The sequence below is a fragment of the Thioclava sp. FR2 genome (assembly GCF_051200875.1).
Classification (GTDB): domain Bacteria; phylum Pseudomonadota; class Alphaproteobacteria; order Rhodobacterales; family Rhodobacteraceae; genus Pseudotabrizicola.
Map to the genome: position 1 here is coordinate 1,049,591 of NZ_CP195191.1, position 17,901 is coordinate 1,067,491.

Consider the following 17,901-nt stretch of genomic DNA (forward strand, 5'->3'; position numbering starts at 1 on the left):
CCCCGATATCTTGGTGTCCACCTTATACCGCTTGCGTTTCGCGGGGTCAAAACGAACACAGCGCTTCAGGCCCATTCTCGCGCACAACTTTGCGTCATGTTATGCAGGCGGCCCAAAGCCCTAGTTTCTGCGCAGCGCCGAGATGGCCGCATCTTCCGCCGCCCAAATCTTCAAGCCGTCTCTGATCGCCAGCGCCATTTTCTTGCGCCACTCTGCATCATTCAAGCGCGCCAAATCTCGCGCTGACGACATAAATCCAAGCTCTAACAAAATGGACGGAATATCAGGGGATTTCAAAACAGAAAATCCGCCGGTCTGATGTGGAAAGCGATGCATCCGCAACTCTTTCGCCTTGATCGCGGATTCAAGAGCGACCACCAGCCGGGCGATGCGTGGCTCTGTTTCCGCGCGAGCCATATCCATCAAAACCGTCGCAACCAGATCATCCTGCGCCGTCAGGTCGACGCCTGACAGCAGATCAGCGCGGTCATGGCGCTCTGCCAATGCCTGTGCCGCCTCGTCACTTGCATCTTCAGACAGGGTGTAGATCGTCGCCCCAACGGCCTCCCCTTCGGCAAGTGCGTCGGCATGCAACGATACAAAGACATGCGCTCCAGTTGCGCGCGCGATTGAGATTCTTGCCTCTAGCGGCACGAAGACATCCTCTTCACGCGTCATCACAACCAGAAAATCGCCATCCCGGACCAGAAGTTCCTTCAACTCGCGGGCAAAGGTCAGAACGAGATCTGCTTCCGTCAGCCCGTCTCTTTCCGCTCCGGGGTCTATTCCGCCATGCCCCGGGTCAAGGACAACCACGATGGGGCCGCTTCCAAGGGGAATGGGCTTCGGCAGGTCCGCCGCCTTTGGCAAGGCCCATTCGGGTGGTTCCGGCAGAGCCGCAGCTTGGGCAAAGCCTTCTGGTGTTTCAGGTTGGAGACGCAGGATCACCTCGGAAGGACCCGCTGTTGACATTTCTGCACTTGCTACCCGCATGGGTTTCGTCAGTTCGACTACAAGTCTTGACCAACCCTGACGAAAAACACCTGCTCTCATCTCTGCCACGGTCGCACTGTCTTGTGGAATTTGGGAAAGCCCTGTCCAATCGACCTCTCGCATATCAACGATCAGTCTTGGCGGTTCATCCATGACCCGTACCCGCCAAGGCACTGGTTGACTGATGACAAACCTGATCTCGGTTTCGTCGCCATCGTCTGAAATAGAAGACTGGTTTGGATCAAGGCGCGCCAAAGCCGAAAGTTCTTGGCCAAGAACATGTGCCGGAGATCCAAAGTCAATCCCGAACGCCAAGATCAAACTCGTCAAGAAAACCCGCATTGTCCTGCCCTTGTTATCCACAGTGTTTCGGCCATATCAGCCCCTGTCAACTCACTCTGCCGTCATGCTTTAATCGGCATCGTTTAGCGCAAAGTTTTCATGAACGCGGCAAGTCGGGTCAGGCCTTCCTTGATGTCTTCGGTCGCCCCTGCGTAGGAAAAGCGAAGCGTCTGTTTCCCGCGGATTGGGTCGAAATCCACGCCTGGGGTCACCGCCACTCCAGCTTCATTAAGAATGCGCCGTGCAAAAGCCAAGCTGTCGCGTGTCAGATCGGAGACATCGGCGTAAACATAAAATGCACCGTCTGGCGGGGCGATCTTTTCGAAACCTGCTTCTGGCAGACCCTTAAGCATTAAAACGCGGTTCTCGGCGTAAACAGTGCGGTTTGCCTCCAATTCTTCGACGGCCTCAAGGGCATGCAAAGCCGCTAATTGGCTGGCATGCGGGGGACAGATGAACATGTTCTGCGCCAGCCGTTCTATCAAACGGACGTGATCTTGAGGGACGACCATCCAGCCGATCCGCCACCCTGTCATGCTGAAATACTTGGAAAACGAATTGATCACATATGCATCGTCGCCGATTTCCAACGCCGACGTGGCGCGGTCGCCGTAATGAAGGCCATGATAGATTTCGTCAGATATGAAATTGATTCTTCGATCCCGGCAATAAAGCATCAAGTCCGAGAGCTTCGACCGTGACAACATGGTGCCCGTCGGATTGCCTGGAGATGCCACGATCAGACCGTGAAGATTATGAACTTCAAGATCAGATGGAACAGGTTGCAGACGATTTTCCACCGAGGCTGGAATGCCAACAGGCGTAAGAGACAGGGCTTTAAGGATCTGTCGATAACTTGGATACCCCGGCTCGCCCAGACCAACGCGTTCTCCTGCATCAAACAACGCAGTGAATGCCAACAGAAAGGCCGCCGAAGAACCGGAGGTGACCACAACACGCTCTGGATCCAAAGTTACGCCATACCAGCGGCGATAAAGATCCGCTATTCCGGACCGTAGTTCTGGCAGGCCCAGCGCGACCGTATAGCCCAAGGAACCTTGGTCCATCGCTGCCTTTAAAGCTGCACGCGCTTGCGCCGGTGCCGGAGTTCCGGGTTGTCCTATTTCCATATGGACGATGCGTCTGCCCGCGGACTCCAGCCTTCGAGCTTCTTCCAACACATCCATCACAATGAAGGGATCAACGTCACCCCGCCTTGAACTTCTCATGCCGGCTCCCCTATGGTTCACGTCGATGTGTCCTGTTACTGGGCACGAGGTCAACCCCGACCCAAGCAAAAGACACAAGACGCGACTTGCCCTGAACACGGAGACATCATGCGCCACATCCTTTCAACACTGGGCTTGGTCACGATGACCGCCCTCCCCGCATTCGCCGCCGAAATGACCGATGCAGAGCGCGAGGCGTTCCGTGCCGAGGTTCGTGCTTATCTACTGGAACATCCGGAAGTTCTGATCGAAGCAATGGACGTTCTGCAAGGAAGGCAAGAGGTGGACGCAGCGCAGCGCGATCTGCAAATGTTGTCCGACAATTCAGAACTGATTTACAACAGCGCAGACGATTGGGCCGGGGGAAACCTTGATGGCGACATCACCGTCGTCGAATTCATGGACTACCGCTGCGGATACTGCAAAAAGGCTTATACCGAGGTCGAAGAACTGGTGAAATCAGACGGGAATATCCGATTTGTGCTGAAAGAGTTCCCGATCCTTGGAGAGCAATCAACGCAATCGGCCAAGTTCGCAATCGCCGTTCGGCAATTGTACGGGGACGACAGCTATAAAGCCGCGCATGACAGTCTGATGATGATGCGTGGTGACATCACTCCGGAAAGCCTCGCCCGCTTGGCAGGTGACTTGGGGCATGATCCTGCGGCGATTGCGGCCCAGATGGAAAAGCCGGAAGTGATGGCCGTGATTCAGGCCAACCACCAGCTCGCCAATCTTATGGAAATCAATGGAACCCCCGCCTTCGTGATCGACCGGACGATGGTGCGTGGATACGTTCCTCTGGATGGCATGCGACAGATCGTCGACGGCCAACGGAAAGACGGCTGAGGCCAACACAAGAGGGGGCCGCGGCCCCCTTTTTCGTTACCCCCTCTCTCGGGGATGGGGCCTAATTGGGATTTCCTTCAACAATCCGCCAATTCCCATAGCCGCGATATCGTCGTCAGAGACCGTAAGGCCGCAGGCCAATCGTTCCAAAACCCAATCCGCACCGTTCAGTGCCGGGCTTCGCGCACATCCGGGAAGTCCAATCACCGGCCGCGCTCCAAGTGAGCCGTGAAAGAGCAAATTGCCCGGATCAACTGGCATTCCAAATCGCGCGACTTGGCCGCCGCTGCGCCGCAATGCCTGAGGGGCCGTATCGTAGAGGTCAGAGGTCGCGGACCCAGTCAGGATCAAAACCATGTCACCTTTGATCTGCCCCAGTTTTCCAGCGATAGCAGCTTCGTCGTGGGGTATCACGCAATGCTCGGCCAGTGACATTCCTAAGGCAGAAAGACGGCCTTCTATCGCCTGTCGGCCCTTTTCCTGCAGCTTTTCTGGCAATCCGGGTACTTCCGTCAGGATCAGCCCTGCGGTTTTCAGGACAACAGGTAAGACACGGACAGAATTCTGGGCGTGGGCGCATGCCTCAAGCAAAGCAGCTTCGGGCACAGCGTAAGAAATGATTTTAACAGTGCCAACCAAGGTTCCCCGCGCAACTCTGACCGTGGGCGCCAAGGTTGCCAAGGTGATAGACGGATCAACCCGGTTTAATGCTTGTATGGCTTCGACGTTCAAGTCCACGATGCCGGGCCCGACTGCATGCAGATTGACACGCCCAGTAAACGCGGATGTCAGGGTCAGCCCGGCCGCCGCGGGATCAGGCACCAGCGCCTCGGTAAGTCGCGTTGCGGCAAGATCCTCTCCGATATCATTCGGATCAAGCCGTGCAACAGTGACCCGATCAACCCCTGCCAAACGAAGCGCGTCGATATCAGAAGCGTTCAGAACGAGCCCCTTGCGAAACCGGGCTGGACCGTCCCCGTCGGACTTGGAAAGAACCGAATGGGCAAGGATTGCGCCTTCGGCCTCTGCAAGCGGCAACTCACCAAACCACATCAGCCTTTCCTCAATCGTTCGGTAATTTGAGCCATGATTGAAACCGCGATTTCTGCGGGTGTCTTGGCGCCAATATCCAAACCAACGGGCGCATGAATACGCGCAATCTGTTCTTCGGCAAAACCCGCTTCTGTCAGTCGGGCAACGCGTTTCGCATGCGTTCTCGTTGAACCCAAACAGCCAAGGTAAAAGCAAGGTGAGGTCAATGCGATGCGAATGGCCGGATCGTCAAGTTTGCTGTCATGGGTCAGGGTGACAATCGCCGTACGTGCGTCTGGCCTTAGCGCTGAAAGGGCTTCGTCTGGCCAATCTTCCACAATCGTTTCACCCGGAAACCTTTCTGCACTTCCAAAGGCCGCCCGGGGGTCGATCAAAGCCGGATCATAACCGCAGGCCCGTGCGATCGTCAGCAACGGCTGTGCAATATGAACCGCCCCAACCACAATCAGGCGCAGAGGCGGATTGTGGATGGAAATGAACCTGCCGTCCTCTTCCATCCCCGACTTATCGGACCGAAACCGTGCGTCCACCACAGGATCGTCTGACGGCTCTAGCAAATTGCGTGAACATAATTCCGGGTTGACTGCGTAAGCGATCGCCCGACGCTTTGCCCGAGCCTCAACGATCCGCGACAGAGTAGCGTCAGGCAATCTCTGGCCGCCCTCTCCTATCGGTTCGACAAGAATTCGGATGGTCCCACCACAAGCCAAACCTACGGCAAAGGCCGTTTCGTCCGAGACCCCAAAGGACAACAACCGAGGAGTGCCGTCTTCCATGGCATCGATGGCTTCGGTCACCACCGCGCCTTCAACACAGCCGCCCGACACCGAACCCATGATTTGACCATCTCGGCTGATCGCCAGTTGGCTGCCAGCCTGACGCGGCGCACTTCCCCAGGTTTCCACAACAGTCGCAAGAGCCGCGCCGCGCCCCTCCTGATGCCATGCCAAAGCAATTTCAGGTATCTGATCGTGTTCGCCCGCATGCATTCTATTTCCCCCCCGATTTTCAACAAATATGGGGGTAAGTCGAATCCTGCGCCACTGGCAAAAGGTGCAACTGCGCAAGAGCTTGATCGGAGAACACCCAAAAAAAGCCAAACGCCGCAGGAGGGAGGCCTGCGGCGTGGCTGGTTCGACGACAGGGAAGGCGCGGAACCGTGACAGTCGGTGGCGGAATTTGGGAGCGCCGATCCGATGGAAGTTTGATGTCACGATTCCGCTTTACCTTCCTTGACCCAAATCAAGTCAGCGCGAAGCTGTCTCCATCAGGGGCGAGATCAGACGGGCAGCAACACGACGGTTGCGACGCTCATCCGCCTCAGTTTCAACGCGCAGGTCATATTCGCCATAACCCTGCACAACCATGTTCTCTGGCGGGATGCCAAAGTATTCGGTCAGGGCCAAGGCAACCGACTCTGCCCTGCGGTCCGAGAGCGCAAGGTTCGACGCAGCCGAACCAACGGCATCGGTATGGCCTTCGATCAGGAAAATCTCATAGGGGTTCGCATCCAGAATGTCGGCCATCGTCCTGCCGAGATCGGCAAGCTTGCGTGCCTCTGTCGTACGAATGACTGCCGAACCCGTGTCGAAGGTGATGTTGTCCACATCAATCACGGCAGCCAGGCGGCGCACTTCCTGAATGTCCCGGATTTGGCGCAGACTGAAGGTTCGGCCAATTCGCTGTGCCTCGACCCGAGCAAGTTCGGCACGCAACGACGCGTCTTCACTGCGCGACGAGATCGTCATGCTTTCGGCTCGCGGCTGGGGCAGGACCGAGACGTCAATCCGTTCTTCCGGCACCAGATCGTCGATAAGGACTGTCTCATTCCCCCGTGTGTCAACGAGCACACGGCGCAAGACACGCCCGGTTGCGTCGCGGATCGTGATGACTTCAGTGCCATCTTCGCGCGTCACGGTGCTGCGGGTAGAACCGTCACTGTACGTCTCGGTCCGAACGGTCGAACCGGGGCGGCGCAGCAATGTGTCATCGTCCTTATAGACCTGATAGCCACCATCCGGCTCGCGAACGACAACGCGGTCACCCGAGTTCGAAACCACTTCACGACCATCCGAAAGCATCTTGCCGACAACGATTGCGCCAAGAGCGATCAGGCCAGCCTTTTCAAGGTCGGAAAGGCCCGACTTCTTGCGGCCGCCGTCCAGCACTTTCGGAGCGTTTGCGAATTCTTCAAACGAAGATCTCGCATCGTCCTCAGTAATGGTGGTTTCGGTTACATCCTGCGGTTCAGGGGCCGGCTGGGTCGAAGTGGTGTCATCCGCACCTTCCACCACTGGCTGCGCAGCAACCGCACCGACAACCTCACCCACCGACGGGACAGACCCTGACAACAGCTGCTCAATCGACTTGGTGGCTTCTTCGCTCACTTCGGGAACTTCGACTGGGATAGCTTCAGCCATCGGCTCTGTCGCCGTGTTCGCGGCTTCGGCTTCCTTAGCCTTCTTGAAGGCCTCTTCAATCGCCGTTTCAAGCGGCTTGTCATTGGTGTCCAAGGTCACTTCCGGCGTCACAATCGGCTCGTCGTGGGCAATAGTCGCTGGATCCTGAGTTCCAAGGATAGCCTCGACATTCTTCTTTTTCTTTTTGTTCTTGCCGTTGCCGTTACCCTTGCCATTGCCATTGCCATTGTTGCCTTTTGCGGTAACGCCTTGCTCGGCAAGCGACTCGGCCAAGCCACCTTCCGATGGCTCAACAGTCGATTCCGCACTGGTCGTGGCCGACGCTTCCGGAGCCGGCTCAAAAACCGGGTTTAAGGCAGGCTGCTCAGCGGTTTCCGCCGGCGCGGGGTCTACCGTCACGGTATCCGGGACGATCACAGAATCCGGGGCTTCCACGGTCGCTGGCTCTTCCATCGTTCCTTCGATGCCCGGAATATCGAGGATTCCGAAATCGAGCGGATTACAGGGAACGTCTGGTGTTGGCAGGCAAAGAACACTGCCGTCTGCCGCAAGGATGGAACCGTCGTCGGCGAGGACAGCCTGAATTTCGGTCGACTGCGCAAAGAGCGGCCAAGGTTGAACCGGTACAATCGCAAGAGACAAGGCAGTGGTCGTGGACAAGAGTTTCTTCATTTCGTTCCTTTCCGGGGAAACCAGCAGGACTGCTTGGTTTTCTCCCAACTGCTGGCGTTACCCAAACCACAGCAGCGGTTGATATGCCATATCAGGACGATGGCACGTCGCTGTTTCAGGTAAACTTGCAGTCTAGAACGCCGGGAAAGCCTTCAGGTTCCCGCCATCATGCGAATAAGCCGGGCCTTCTCTCCGCCGTCACCGGGATCAGAGATCGCTTGGCCGAGCGCTTCCAGCGTCTGAATCGAGTGGCCTGCACGAAACGCATCGCAGTGTGGCAGCAGCGCACGAACGCCCTTTGCCTTTGGGGAAAACCCGTCCCAACGCAAAAGAGGGTTCAGCCAAATCAAACGCTTACAAGACAGGTGCAGGCGTTCCGCTTCTTTCTTCAAAAGCCCCGCATCATCTCTGTCTAACCCATCCGTAATCAGAAGAACCACTGCCCCCTGCCCCAAGACGCGGCGCGACCAATCCTGATTGAACGTGTGAAGACAGGCACCGATGCGTGTGCCACCCGACCAATCCTGCGCTTCGGCACCAGCGGACTTCAGGGCGGCATCGACATCGCGGTTTTTTAAGTGGCGTGTGATGTTCGTAAGCCGTGTTCCGAAAGTAAAGGCGTGCACCTTCGCCCAACCTTGACCTTTGCGGTTGGCAACGGCGTGAACGAAATGCAGAACCATTCTGGAGTACTGGCTCATCGACCCGGAAATGTCGCAGATCACGACAAGATTAGGCCATCGGTGTCTTTGCGCTTTAAATGCAAGCGATTGAATTTCGCCGCCCGTGCGCAGACTGGATCGCAACGTGCGCCGAAGATCGACAATCGCACCGCCTGTCGAAGGTTTCGTCCGCCGGGTCCGAAGCGGTTGAACGGGCAAACTCAAGCGCGAAAGCATGCGTTTCGCTTCAGCCACTTCCTCCGTCGACATCAATTCAAAGTCGAGCGTTTTCAGACGCTCTTCATGGCTCATCGTCGCCGATGCGTCGATTTCAATTTCGGCGTCTTCTTCCCTGTCCTCGAATTCGGGTTTGGGCAGGTTTTGATCCACGCCGTCGAGCAAAGCTTCCGCCGCGCGCTTTTCTGCGGCAGCAGCTTGACGTTCTTCTTGCAGCCCTCGGATCGACGGCAGAAGCAGGTTCATCATGTGATCAAGATATTTCGGATCTCGCCAAAACAGGCGAAACACCTGTTCGTAAATAACGCGCTGTTCCGGGCGACTGACGAAACAGGCATGTAAAGTCCAATAGAAATCTGAACGCTCCGAGAAGCCCGTTGCCTCGACGGCCCTGATGGCATCAATCACACGTCCCGGCCCGATCGGCAGACCCGCCTTTCGCAAAGCCCGTGCGAAGTGAGTGATGTTGTGGGCAAGCTTGCCGTCTTCAGGGATTTCAAGTGGGCTATAAGTGGCCATTGAAGTCCTGCCTGTTGTCAAACTTGCCCTGCCCCAAGGCGACACCCAACAGACGGCCGAAATCTTCAATCATGCAGACACGAGGTCCTTCTTTGCCTCGTCAAGCAGACGCTTTGCTTCGGAACCCGAAATCTTCTGGATATCGTCTTGATATTTAAGAATTGCTCCCAGCGTATCCGCAATGACCTCGGGTGACAGTGCTATAACATCCAGCGCCAAAAGGCACTTGGCCCAGTCAATCGTCTCGGCAACCCCTGGGCGCTTGAACAAATCCTCTCGCCGCAGCTTTTGGACAAAGGCCACGATCTCGCGGCTCAAGGCCTCCTGAGCCTCTGGCGCACGCGAGTGCAGGATTTCCAACTCACGATCAAAAGACGGGTAGTCGACCCAATGGTAGAGGCATCGCCGTTTAAGTGCGTCATGCACCTCTCTGGTACGGTTCGATGTCAGAATGACAATGGGCGGTTCCGGTGCACGGATGGTTCCAAGTTCTGGTATGGTCACCTGAAAATCGGACAAGGCTTCCAGCAAGAAAGCTTCAAAGGGCTCGTCGGTACGATCAAGTTCGTCGATCAAAAGCACAGGAGCGCCGCCAGCTTGTGGGCGCATGGCAGATAGCAACGGTCTTTCGATCAGGAATTCTTCGGTAAAAAGATCCGATTTCGCTGTTGCCGTCCCGGTGGTTTCTGAGGCACGAATTGCAACCATCTGCGCCGCAAAATTCCACTCGGCAACGGCAGAAGACGCGTCCAGTCCTTCATAGCATTGTAAACGGATCAGGCGGCGGCCAAGGGCTTGCGCCAGTGTTTTTGCAATCTCGGTCTTTCCTACGCCCGCCTCGCCTTCCAAAAAAAGCGGTCGCCCAAGCCGAAGCGACAAGAAAGCCACCGTCGACAGCGCACGGCTGGCAACATACCTCTGAGCCGCCAACATGGTTTGCATGGCGTCAATCGTCTGCGGCACTGGCGTCACGTCTAGGTCTCCCTTGGGGCGCAACCCTGCGCCAAGTCGTCATCCATGCTGACTATCGGCCCACCGGTGGTCAAGCGGGCAACTCCGCACATGCGACCAATGGACAAGATCAAAGCTGGTCGGCCCGACCGTTGAACGCTCTCAAAGCCTCTACAGTGACATCAGCCCTTGCCGGATGTAGCGATTGTCACCGCGAGTCAAAACGTAACGCCCCAGCTTACGGGCAAGATCGGGCCGACCGCGATCGACAGCCCGCTTGAATAGCTCTTTCTGGTATCTGCCAAAGGTCTTACGTGCGCGAAGCATCCGATAAAATTCCGGTTCAGTCAGGGTACCGTTCAAGGCACCAAGTGTGATCGGTGACAAAATACCCATCTGTTGAAGGCTCGATCCCAAGCGGTGGCCCAAAAGAGGCGCACGCAGCTTTGTGACATTCTCGCCTTCGAACCGGTCGGCGTGACCTGTGTCTAAAGGTTCAAATGGATCATACATCAGAAACACACGGCCAGCGGCCTTGCTGACTTTGGCCGCGTCGCCATAGGGGCCCGAAAAATCACTGTCCCATGCGGTTTTGTAACGTGTCTCCCAAGGCACGATAGCCTTGTCCAATGTGGACTGAGGTGAAATTGCCACCACATCCGCACCGGGACAGGCCGCCACGAAGGCTGCCGCCGCATAGCCCCCCATAGAAGCCCCGTAAAAGACTACGCGCCTGAACTGTTTGAAAAAGCCGCTGTCGCGAAGATCATTGAACTGATCCCAAACCCAAGGGTCGCGATACCAGGTCCAGCCATTGGCCATTACACCCAGCATCGACCAGCCCTGCTTTTCGATGAATGAAAAGCCCCACGGTCGGCGGTCTTCACGCTTTCCCATAGCAATATCGAGGTTATCAAAAGTCACGACCAACGTGTCTGACCGCTTGATGAACAAGAACGAATGGTTGGGACTTTCGCGGAAAAAACCGTCTTTGCCTGCAAGCTCTGTCGCAATCAATGACCAGCTGGCATCCCCCTGCTTGGCAGTAAGCTGTGGGCCCGGGCGAAACAGGCTGCGAACAATTGGAATGCCATCGGCCTCTCGGCTGGACAAAGTCTCTGTCGATCCGAACTCTTTTAGAAAGGGGAACGCCCCCGAACCTTTCCGAATGTCTAAAACCATTCGGCTGTCCGCATGCAGCAACTTGGGAAGAACTGTCTCTAAGTGCTTGACTTTATTTACATCTCCAAAACCACTCAGGTTGGCGATCAGATCGGTTGGCGCCAGATCATCGGCCTTTGACCAAACTTTAATCCGATCATCTGCCACACCATGCTCGCCCAGAAAAGCCCGATAAGGCGCGATCCAAGCCGAAGGCGTCTCAGAAAACTCGCCTTTGTGAGTCAAGTCGATCAATCGAATATCGCAATCCCACTTGGCATGAGCGGCCAGCGCAAACGATTGGGCATTGCCGCCCAGATCGGCAAAAACCTCAACTTCATCCAAATCGATCTGTTCCACCAGGCCGGCATCGAAAACCCGCTTTCCGCGACCTTTAATCGGCGCGGTTTCAGCAGAGATACCATGTTTTTTCAGCAACTTGTCCAGATAGCTTCCTGCTGGCGGCAGGCCATTGTGACGCAAACCCAACTCACGCTTGTTTGACGCCCAAAGGTGCAAAGCCGTTGTACGAGGTGTAAGCATTTCTTCGACGACGCTTGCAGGCCGCAGAAATTTCAGACGGTCAGGAAATGTGACTGGATAGAAAGCGTCCAGCGGCATCACGCGATCCGCCAAACCCAAGTCACGGATGAAATGGGTAACCATTAGCGGTCCCCAAACGCCCCACGGTTGCTGACTGACGTGCACAGGATGACCATCGGCGGCGGCCTTACGGTATTCATCCTGCAACTTGGGTTTCACAAAGGGCGGAATCGCGAAATGATCATCCGTGTAGTGCAGCATCGCCTTCAAAAGCGCGCTATCGGCAGGCAACCCTAAAACGGCGTTATTGACGCGGTGCTCACCCGGCAGCTCAAAGCCGACTACATAGTGCGTTTCGTAGTCCATCGGCCGAAGGCAGTAGACATCGGTATCACACCAGATCATTCCGGGGTTCTTCGCGATCATGTGAAGCCGAAACAGATCCGCGAACAGAGCAAAGCTATCTTTCTTTTCGTATTTCAAAAAGTTGTCGGTATCTATCACCTCCCGTCCGTCACGACGGATCACACCCGAGGGAACATTCGGAATATCTTCGTAGGAGAAAAGGGTGATCTTCTGTCCGTGATCGACAAAGGATTTCAGGCAAAGCTGTTCCATCCAAGACAGGCTGCCGCCAATCCACAGCATCCCGACTTCTCTTAGCTCACTCATATACCTGCTCCTGCACCCCTTATGCGGGGATATTTGCGAAACAGTCTGGCGAAAATTTGGCGATTTGCCAAGGTTTTGGAGAGAATGGGGGGAAGCGCAGCTTTGCCCCTAAGGTTGGTTGTGTTAAGAAAAAATCGAAGGGCGGCAGAAAGACCGCATGACAAGGCAAATGGCAGGAAAAGCAAAACCATCCAAAGCGAAAGTCCTGCAGCGCGTAATGGGTTCATGCGACGTCGGCAACCATTCGATCACGCGTCTACTGGACTGCGTATCGCTCGCCGATGGAAAGGTGATCTATTTCTTTGGTGGCGGCACTTCGCCCAGCGCCTTTGTTCCAGATGGTGCAATAGGATGCGCCCTGCCCGAAGACATCCGAGATGTGTCGGGCGCAGCAATGGTCAAGGTCGAGGGAACTGCACCAATCGCGCTTGGCGACGGGGGTAGATTTCACGCCGATCCTGCGCAGGCCGAAACCGAACTCTTCGCCGGAAAGAATTGCACTTTCGGGATGCGGCTGGAAGAGACGCCGGAACAAGTTGCAGAAGGGTTGATCTACCACGCCAGATATCACGGGCTTCAGGGCGCTCTTATCCTGAACCGTCTTCCCGAAGCTGGCTTTGCCAAAAAACTTGAAAAGGCATTGGGCGAAGCCCCATTGACTGTCGTGGTGCTGGACTGCCCCATCCCTATCGGCAAACCAGAAATGGGCCCAGAGAACCATCCCTTCCTTGCACCAGACGCGCCCGGCAAGGACCGGATGACGCCGCCAGAACCCGACGCTTGGCGCTCGCCGCTTGGCGAACAATTGATTTTCGAAATCGCAAAGTGGCGCTTCCTCTCATCTGCCCGCGCGGTTCTGGTGCTGGATGTAACCGACATCCTGACCCCCGAAGCAACGGAAGCCTTTGACAAATGCGCAATGTCACAACATGGCGTTGCCCTGCTGGTGGGCAGGCGGATTTACCCTTGGCGTGTCCGCTCCAAAGCAGTGGCAAGTTTTGGCGACCACATCTGCCGCCAATTTGACGCAAGGCGCGGCATTGCCCGTTGGGGTGTTTCTCCTGAAAAGGCGGGTCTTTCAAATACTTGGCGGATGGTCCGGGTGGCATATGCCAAGCCTGATCCCGCAGAAACCATTCCGTTCTACCGCGCTATGGCTTTGCGTGTCCCGGGACGCAGTTCCGGCGAACTGGCACCGAAAACCTCGCTCATCGAAGACCCGCATCTGTTGAATCTGTCGGAAACGATGTTTGACCATAAGCCGGTCCGCGCCCCTGTTTCCAAGACCAAGACAGCCCCGAAACAGGCCGTAAAGGGGGGCCGCACGGCCATCGTCACAACGATGAAAAATGAGGGGCCCTTTATCCTTGAATGGATCGCCTATCACCGCGCCATTGGTGTGGATGATTTTCTCGTCTACACCAACGACTGCACTGACGGCACCGATACGATGCTGGAGTTGCTTCAATCCAAAGGGCTGGTCCAACATCGGGTCAATCCGTGGAAACCCGGCGGTGAGTTAAAGCCGCAGCATGCGGCCCTTCAGGCGGCGGAATCTGAGCCCGTCATGCAGAATTGCGGCTGGGGAATTTGCATGGACGTGGATGAGTTCATCAACGTCAAGATCGGTGACGGCACCTTGCGCGCGCTTTATGAGGCTATGGGGGAGGCAAATATGATCAGCCTCACATGGCGGCTGATTGGAAACTCTGATGTTGCGCCTTATGAAGACAAATTCCTGCTTGAGCAGTTTACCGATTGCGCCCCGGAAATCATTCGCAAACCGCATCAGGCATGGGGCTTCAAGACCCTGTTCCGAAATATCGACATCTACAAGAAACTCGGCGTCCATCGGCCAAAAGGGCTGAAACCTGACCTCTGGGATCAGGTGAAATGGTTGAACGGCTCGGGCCAGCCGATGCCGCGCGAAATGTTCCGAAATGGCTGGCGATCAACCCTGGAAACTTACGGTTACAGCTGGGTGCAACTGAACCACTACGCCGTTCGCAGTGCCGAAAGCTTCCTAGTCAAGCGCGACCGTGGCCGCGTTAACCACGTCGACCGCGATCAGGGCCTGAACTACTGGTTCAGGATGAGCCATAATTCAGATCGCGACACCTCGATCCAGCGGATGATCCCTGCCTTGCGAGTAGAATATGACCGACTGATGGCTGACCCAGAGATCCGGGCAGCGCATGAGTATTCTGTCGCCTGCCACCGCGCCAAGATCGCGGAACTGCTCGAGACTGAAAACTATCGCAACTTTTATGCTGAGTTGACCGGTGAAAGGATGAGGCGCCTGTGCCGGATGCAGCACCATTTTGGTTCCAATGTGTTCAGTGCAGGTCCACATGTCATTCCAGACGAGATAGCCTTCGACGATGCCCTGCCCGCCGACTTCTTCTTTACGGTCGAACACAGTGGAGAGGCCGAACATTGAGCGGCTTTACCGTCATCACCACGATGAAGAACGAGGGCGCGTTCCTTTTGGAATGGGTCGCGCATCACAAGGCTTTGGGGTTCGATCATATTCTGATCTGCACCAATGATTGCAGCGATCATACCCGACGCATGGCCTTTCGGCTCCAGACACTCGGATTGGTCGTTCACCATCCAACAAAACATTGGCCCGCGACTTCGATCCAAAGGTCAGCGCTAAAACAGGCAACACGATATGACATCGTGAAAGAGGCCGAATGGATTTGGGTTTGCGACGCCGACGAGTTTCTAACGATCAAATGCGGGGATGGAAGCGTTCGACATCTGGTATCGACGGCATCGCCGGGAACAGAAGTAATCTCCGTACCTTGGAGAATTTTGGGTCCCAACGGGCAAAGCGGATATCAAGAGGGCCAGATCACACGCCAATTTCAGAAAGGAAAGGCACAAGCATATCCTTTGGGTGAAGACTTCGCTTATGCGAAATCATTGTTCCGAGGCGACCTGCCCTTGGGGCGAATTGGAATTCACACTCCAGTGCCGAAAGAGGGCGCGCGCGATTTTCGGAGAGAAGAGCCAGGCGGCAAACCGTGGCGAACTCAGCACCACACGATGTTTGTCGCCGCAGATTATTACGTGGCACAAGTGAACCATTACGCGCTTCGAAGCGCCGAAAGCTTTCTGGTCAAACGCGATCGCGGTCGCGTCAATCATGTCGGGCAAGACATGGGTCTGGATTATTGGGCTAAATTCAACATTCAGGAACAATCCTGCGATGCGATCCGCCGCTATGATCCAGTTGTTCAAAGATGGATGGATCAACTGCTGACAGATACAGATCTGGCGTTCATGCACCGGAAATCTGTGGCATGGCACCGCGCCCGCATTGAAGAGTTGAAGGCGGACCCTGCCTACGCTGATCTTTGGCAAGCGATAACGGAAAGAAACGCGGCATGAAGACTCTGGCAGTTCTGACCGTTCGCAACGAAGGCGCTTTCCTCTTGGAATGGCTTGCGCATCATAAAGCCGCCGGATTCACCGACTTTCTGGTATTTTCGAATGATTGCGATGACGGCACCGATCGAATGCTGGACCGGCTGGCCGAACTGGGCTGGCTGACCCATGTTCCAAACCCGGGTCCATGGGAAGAGGGCCCACAATGGTCTGCCCTGAAACTCGCAGACAAACACCCTGCGCTGAAAACAGCTGAATGGGTCATGGTCATCGACATGGATGAATTCGTGAACATCAAAATTGGCGACAAAACCCTGTCTGCCTTGACAGATTCATTTCCGGATTGTGATGCATTTCCAATGACATGGCGCATGTTTGGGAATGCTGGGGTAACAGATTTCGAAGACCTTCCCGTGACGGAGGTTTTCACCAGGGCTGCGCCGCGTATCTTGCATTGGCCTTGGCGTGCTTTGATGGTGAAGACGCTGTTTCGGCGTGACGTCTTTCGCAAGCTTGGGGTGCATCGTCCAAAGGGGGAGAAGCGCCCAGCACGATGGTTTGACCCAAACCTTGGCCAGCGTCTGTTTTCCGCGCCGGGATCAGATCATTATTCGGTCATGCAACTGAACCACTACGCCCTTGGCGCGATGGAAAGCTACATCGTTAAATGTGATCGTGGTCGCGCCAATCGCTCAGCTTCCGCTTTCGACATGTCTTACTGGTGCGATCGAAACTTTGCCGATGAAGAGGACACCAGTCTTCAAGAACTTAACAGTTCGACGATCCGACAAGACCTTTTAGCTGACCCCGTCCTGCAAACGTTGCACCAAGATTCCGTGATCTGGCGGAAAGCCCGCTTTGCCGAACTGATGCAGGAAGAGCCTTGGCGGGCGCTTTTCGGACGCCTCATGATGACGCCGCCAGCGCGCATATTGGCTCCAGCCGAGGCACAACGCATCCGCCAATATCGGCGCGACTAATCGGTTTGTCAGTTTAGGAAACAGTCTGTCCCGTTCCCCACTGTTGCCTCCGACACAAGAATTTACGAGAATACAGGGATTAATCCGCCAGTCTGCGGAAAATTGATTATTCCGCACGGCAAGGAGGAAGCGATGTCGGACGAGACCGCCAACCTTGAAGAACAGGTAAAGCCGGTGGCTTCGCCTGTCGCTTCCGTTCCTGTCGATGCCTCCGCGGCCAAAGATCAGTCTGAATGGCTGACAATCATGGATCAGATCGGCGAAGAAGGGGGTTATTTTGAACCCTTGGGCGCGTCGCATTGGTCTTTCTTTCACGATGACGGGCCCGTCTTGCTTGTCACCTTTGAGCAGTTGGCAGACATTCGCACCCGCCCCGCCCAAATGCCGATGGGCTTTGATCTGGCGAAAATGCGTGGCTGGTCTCACCTGTGTCTGATTGCCGATGGGGAAACCTGGTATCGCTCAGACCGTGTCTACCGCTACTTCGACCGCTTGGTCGACGATGCCTTCTTTGAGGACTTCGACAAGGTTTTGTTCCTAGGTGCCGACCAACAGGCCTATGCAGCGGCATCCTTCTCGGTTGCCGCGCCGGGTTCGTCGGTCCTGCTTGTATCGCCACGCGCCTCGCAAGACCCTCAGGTCACGGGATGGGACAAACGCACGCCCAAGGCGCGAAAATTGGATTTCAGCAGCCGTTACGGCTACGCGCCGGATATGGTTGAAGGCACCGGGCATGTTGCGGTTATCTATGATCCGGAAATCGCAGAAGATGCGATGCACGCTGCTTTGTTCCGCGACAAACATATCACCCATCTCAGAACACCGCGCTTGAATGGCCGGGTCTCTTGGGCGTTTGGGCATATGCAACTTTGGGGGCCACTGGTTGATGCCGCAATGGACGGCCAACTTGACCGGCTCAACTTTGCGCGTCTTTGGCGGGCCCGCCGACAATTTGGCCCCTATCTTCGGGGTCTTCTGTCCAAGACGGCCAGCTCGGGCAAGGTGAAACGGGAAAAGTGGCTGTGCAGCGGCGTGACCAAACGCCTGAATGCGCCAGCGTTCCGTAAGCGGCTGAATGAGATTCTGGCTGATGAAGCCGCCGCCGAAGCGATCGCGGCCCTTGAAAAGGCTGACGCGTAGTTTCGGTAGCAGCGGTCAGTATGGCGCTCTCGCTGGCTGTGAAATCCTTGCAGCTTGCGTGACATTGAATATCTGTCGGCATGGA

The 17,901-nt window shown here is 55.8% G+C and carries 13 protein-coding genes; 5 read left to right on the forward strand and 8 right to left on the reverse strand.

Annotation, left to right across the window (positions count from 1 at the left end):
- Positions 1-120: 120 nt before the first annotated feature.
- Both ACSBLW_RS05010 and ACSBLW_RS05015 read right to left on the reverse strand, forming a co-directional pair.
- Complete coding sequence (locus tag ACSBLW_RS05010) at positions 121-1,335, reverse strand: N-acetylmuramoyl-L-alanine amidase (RefSeq protein WP_435259134.1); 1,215 nt, start codon at positions 1,333-1,335, stop codon at positions 121-123.
- Positions 1,336-1,418: 83 nt separating this feature from the next.
- On the reverse strand, positions 1,419-2,564 hold the full coding sequence (locus tag ACSBLW_RS05015; protein ID WP_435259135.1) for a pyridoxal phosphate-dependent aminotransferase: 1,146 nt from the start codon (positions 2,562-2,564) through the stop codon (positions 1,419-1,421).
- A gap of 108 nt (positions 2,565-2,672) precedes the next feature.
- Between ACSBLW_RS05015 and ACSBLW_RS05020 the strand changes: the two genes are divergently transcribed.
- Complete coding sequence (locus ACSBLW_RS05020) at positions 2,673-3,413, forward strand: DsbA family protein (RefSeq protein ID WP_435259136.1); 741 nt, start codon at positions 2,673-2,675, stop codon at positions 3,411-3,413.
- A gap of 36 nt (positions 3,414-3,449) precedes the next feature.
- Here ACSBLW_RS05020 and ACSBLW_RS05025 read toward each other — a convergent pair whose 3' ends face one another.
- The 6 genes from ACSBLW_RS05025 to ACSBLW_RS05050 all read right to left on the reverse strand — a co-directional run bounded on the left by ACSBLW_RS05025 (position 3,450) and on the right by ACSBLW_RS05050 (position 12,303).
- The gene (locus ACSBLW_RS05025; protein WP_435259137.1) at positions 3,450-4,466 is read right to left on the reverse strand and encodes a molybdopterin-binding protein; all 1,017 of its coding nucleotides are present in this window, start codon (positions 4,464-4,466) and stop codon (positions 3,450-3,452) included.
- Positions 4,466-5,455, reverse strand: a complete 990-nt coding sequence (locus ACSBLW_RS05030; RefSeq protein WP_435259138.1) for an XdhC family protein — start codon at positions 5,453-5,455, stop codon at positions 4,466-4,468. The genes ACSBLW_RS05025 and ACSBLW_RS05030 overlap by 1 nt, the downstream gene beginning before the upstream one ends.
- 258 nt (positions 5,456-5,713) lie before the next feature.
- Complete coding sequence (locus tag ACSBLW_RS05035; protein WP_435259139.1) at positions 5,714-7,558, reverse strand: OmpA family protein; 1,845 nt, start codon at positions 7,556-7,558, stop codon at positions 5,714-5,716.
- 152 nt (positions 7,559-7,710) lie between these two features.
- Entirely contained in the window at positions 7,711-8,976 is a 1,266-nt protein-coding gene (locus tag ACSBLW_RS05040; RefSeq protein WP_435259140.1) for a vWA domain-containing protein, read from the reverse strand.
- Positions 8,977-9,045: 69 nt separating this feature from the next.
- Positions 9,046-9,918 carry an AAA family ATPase gene (locus ACSBLW_RS05045; protein WP_435260046.1) on the reverse strand — a complete coding sequence of 291 codons (873 nt, stop codon included), beginning with the start codon at positions 9,916-9,918 and terminating at the stop codon, positions 9,046-9,048.
- Positions 9,919-10,098: 180 nt separating this feature from the next.
- Positions 10,099-12,303, reverse strand: coding sequence for a hypothetical protein (locus tag ACSBLW_RS05050; protein WP_435259141.1), 2,205 nt, complete (start codon positions 12,301-12,303; stop codon positions 10,099-10,101).
- A 169-nt stretch (positions 12,304-12,472) separates the two neighbouring features.
- Here ACSBLW_RS05050 and ACSBLW_RS05055 point away from each other — a divergent pair, with 169 nt between their 5' ends.
- The 4 genes from ACSBLW_RS05055 to ACSBLW_RS05070 all read left to right on the forward strand — a co-directional run bounded on the left by ACSBLW_RS05055 (position 12,473) and on the right by ACSBLW_RS05070 (position 17,816).
- A complete protein-coding gene (locus ACSBLW_RS05055; protein WP_435259142.1) occupies positions 12,473-14,743 on the forward strand; it encodes a glycosyltransferase family 2 protein in 2,271 nt (756 codons plus the stop codon).
- A complete protein-coding gene (locus ACSBLW_RS05060; RefSeq protein ID WP_435259143.1) occupies positions 14,740-15,699 on the forward strand; it encodes a glycosyltransferase family 2 protein in 960 nt (319 codons plus the stop codon). The genes ACSBLW_RS05055 and ACSBLW_RS05060 overlap by 4 nt, the downstream gene beginning before the upstream one ends.
- Positions 15,696-16,676, forward strand: coding sequence for a glycosyltransferase family 2 protein (locus tag ACSBLW_RS05065; RefSeq protein ID WP_435259144.1), 981 nt, complete (start codon positions 15,696-15,698; stop codon positions 16,674-16,676). Before ACSBLW_RS05060 ends, ACSBLW_RS05065 begins: the two co-directional genes overlap by 4 nt.
- A 132-nt stretch (positions 16,677-16,808) precedes the next feature.
- Positions 16,809-17,816 (forward strand): phosphoadenosine phosphosulfate reductase, encoded by a 1,008-nt coding sequence (locus tag ACSBLW_RS05070; protein ID WP_435259145.1) that lies wholly within the window; start codon positions 16,809-16,811, stop codon positions 17,814-17,816.
- Positions 17,817-17,901: the final 85 nt, after the last annotated feature.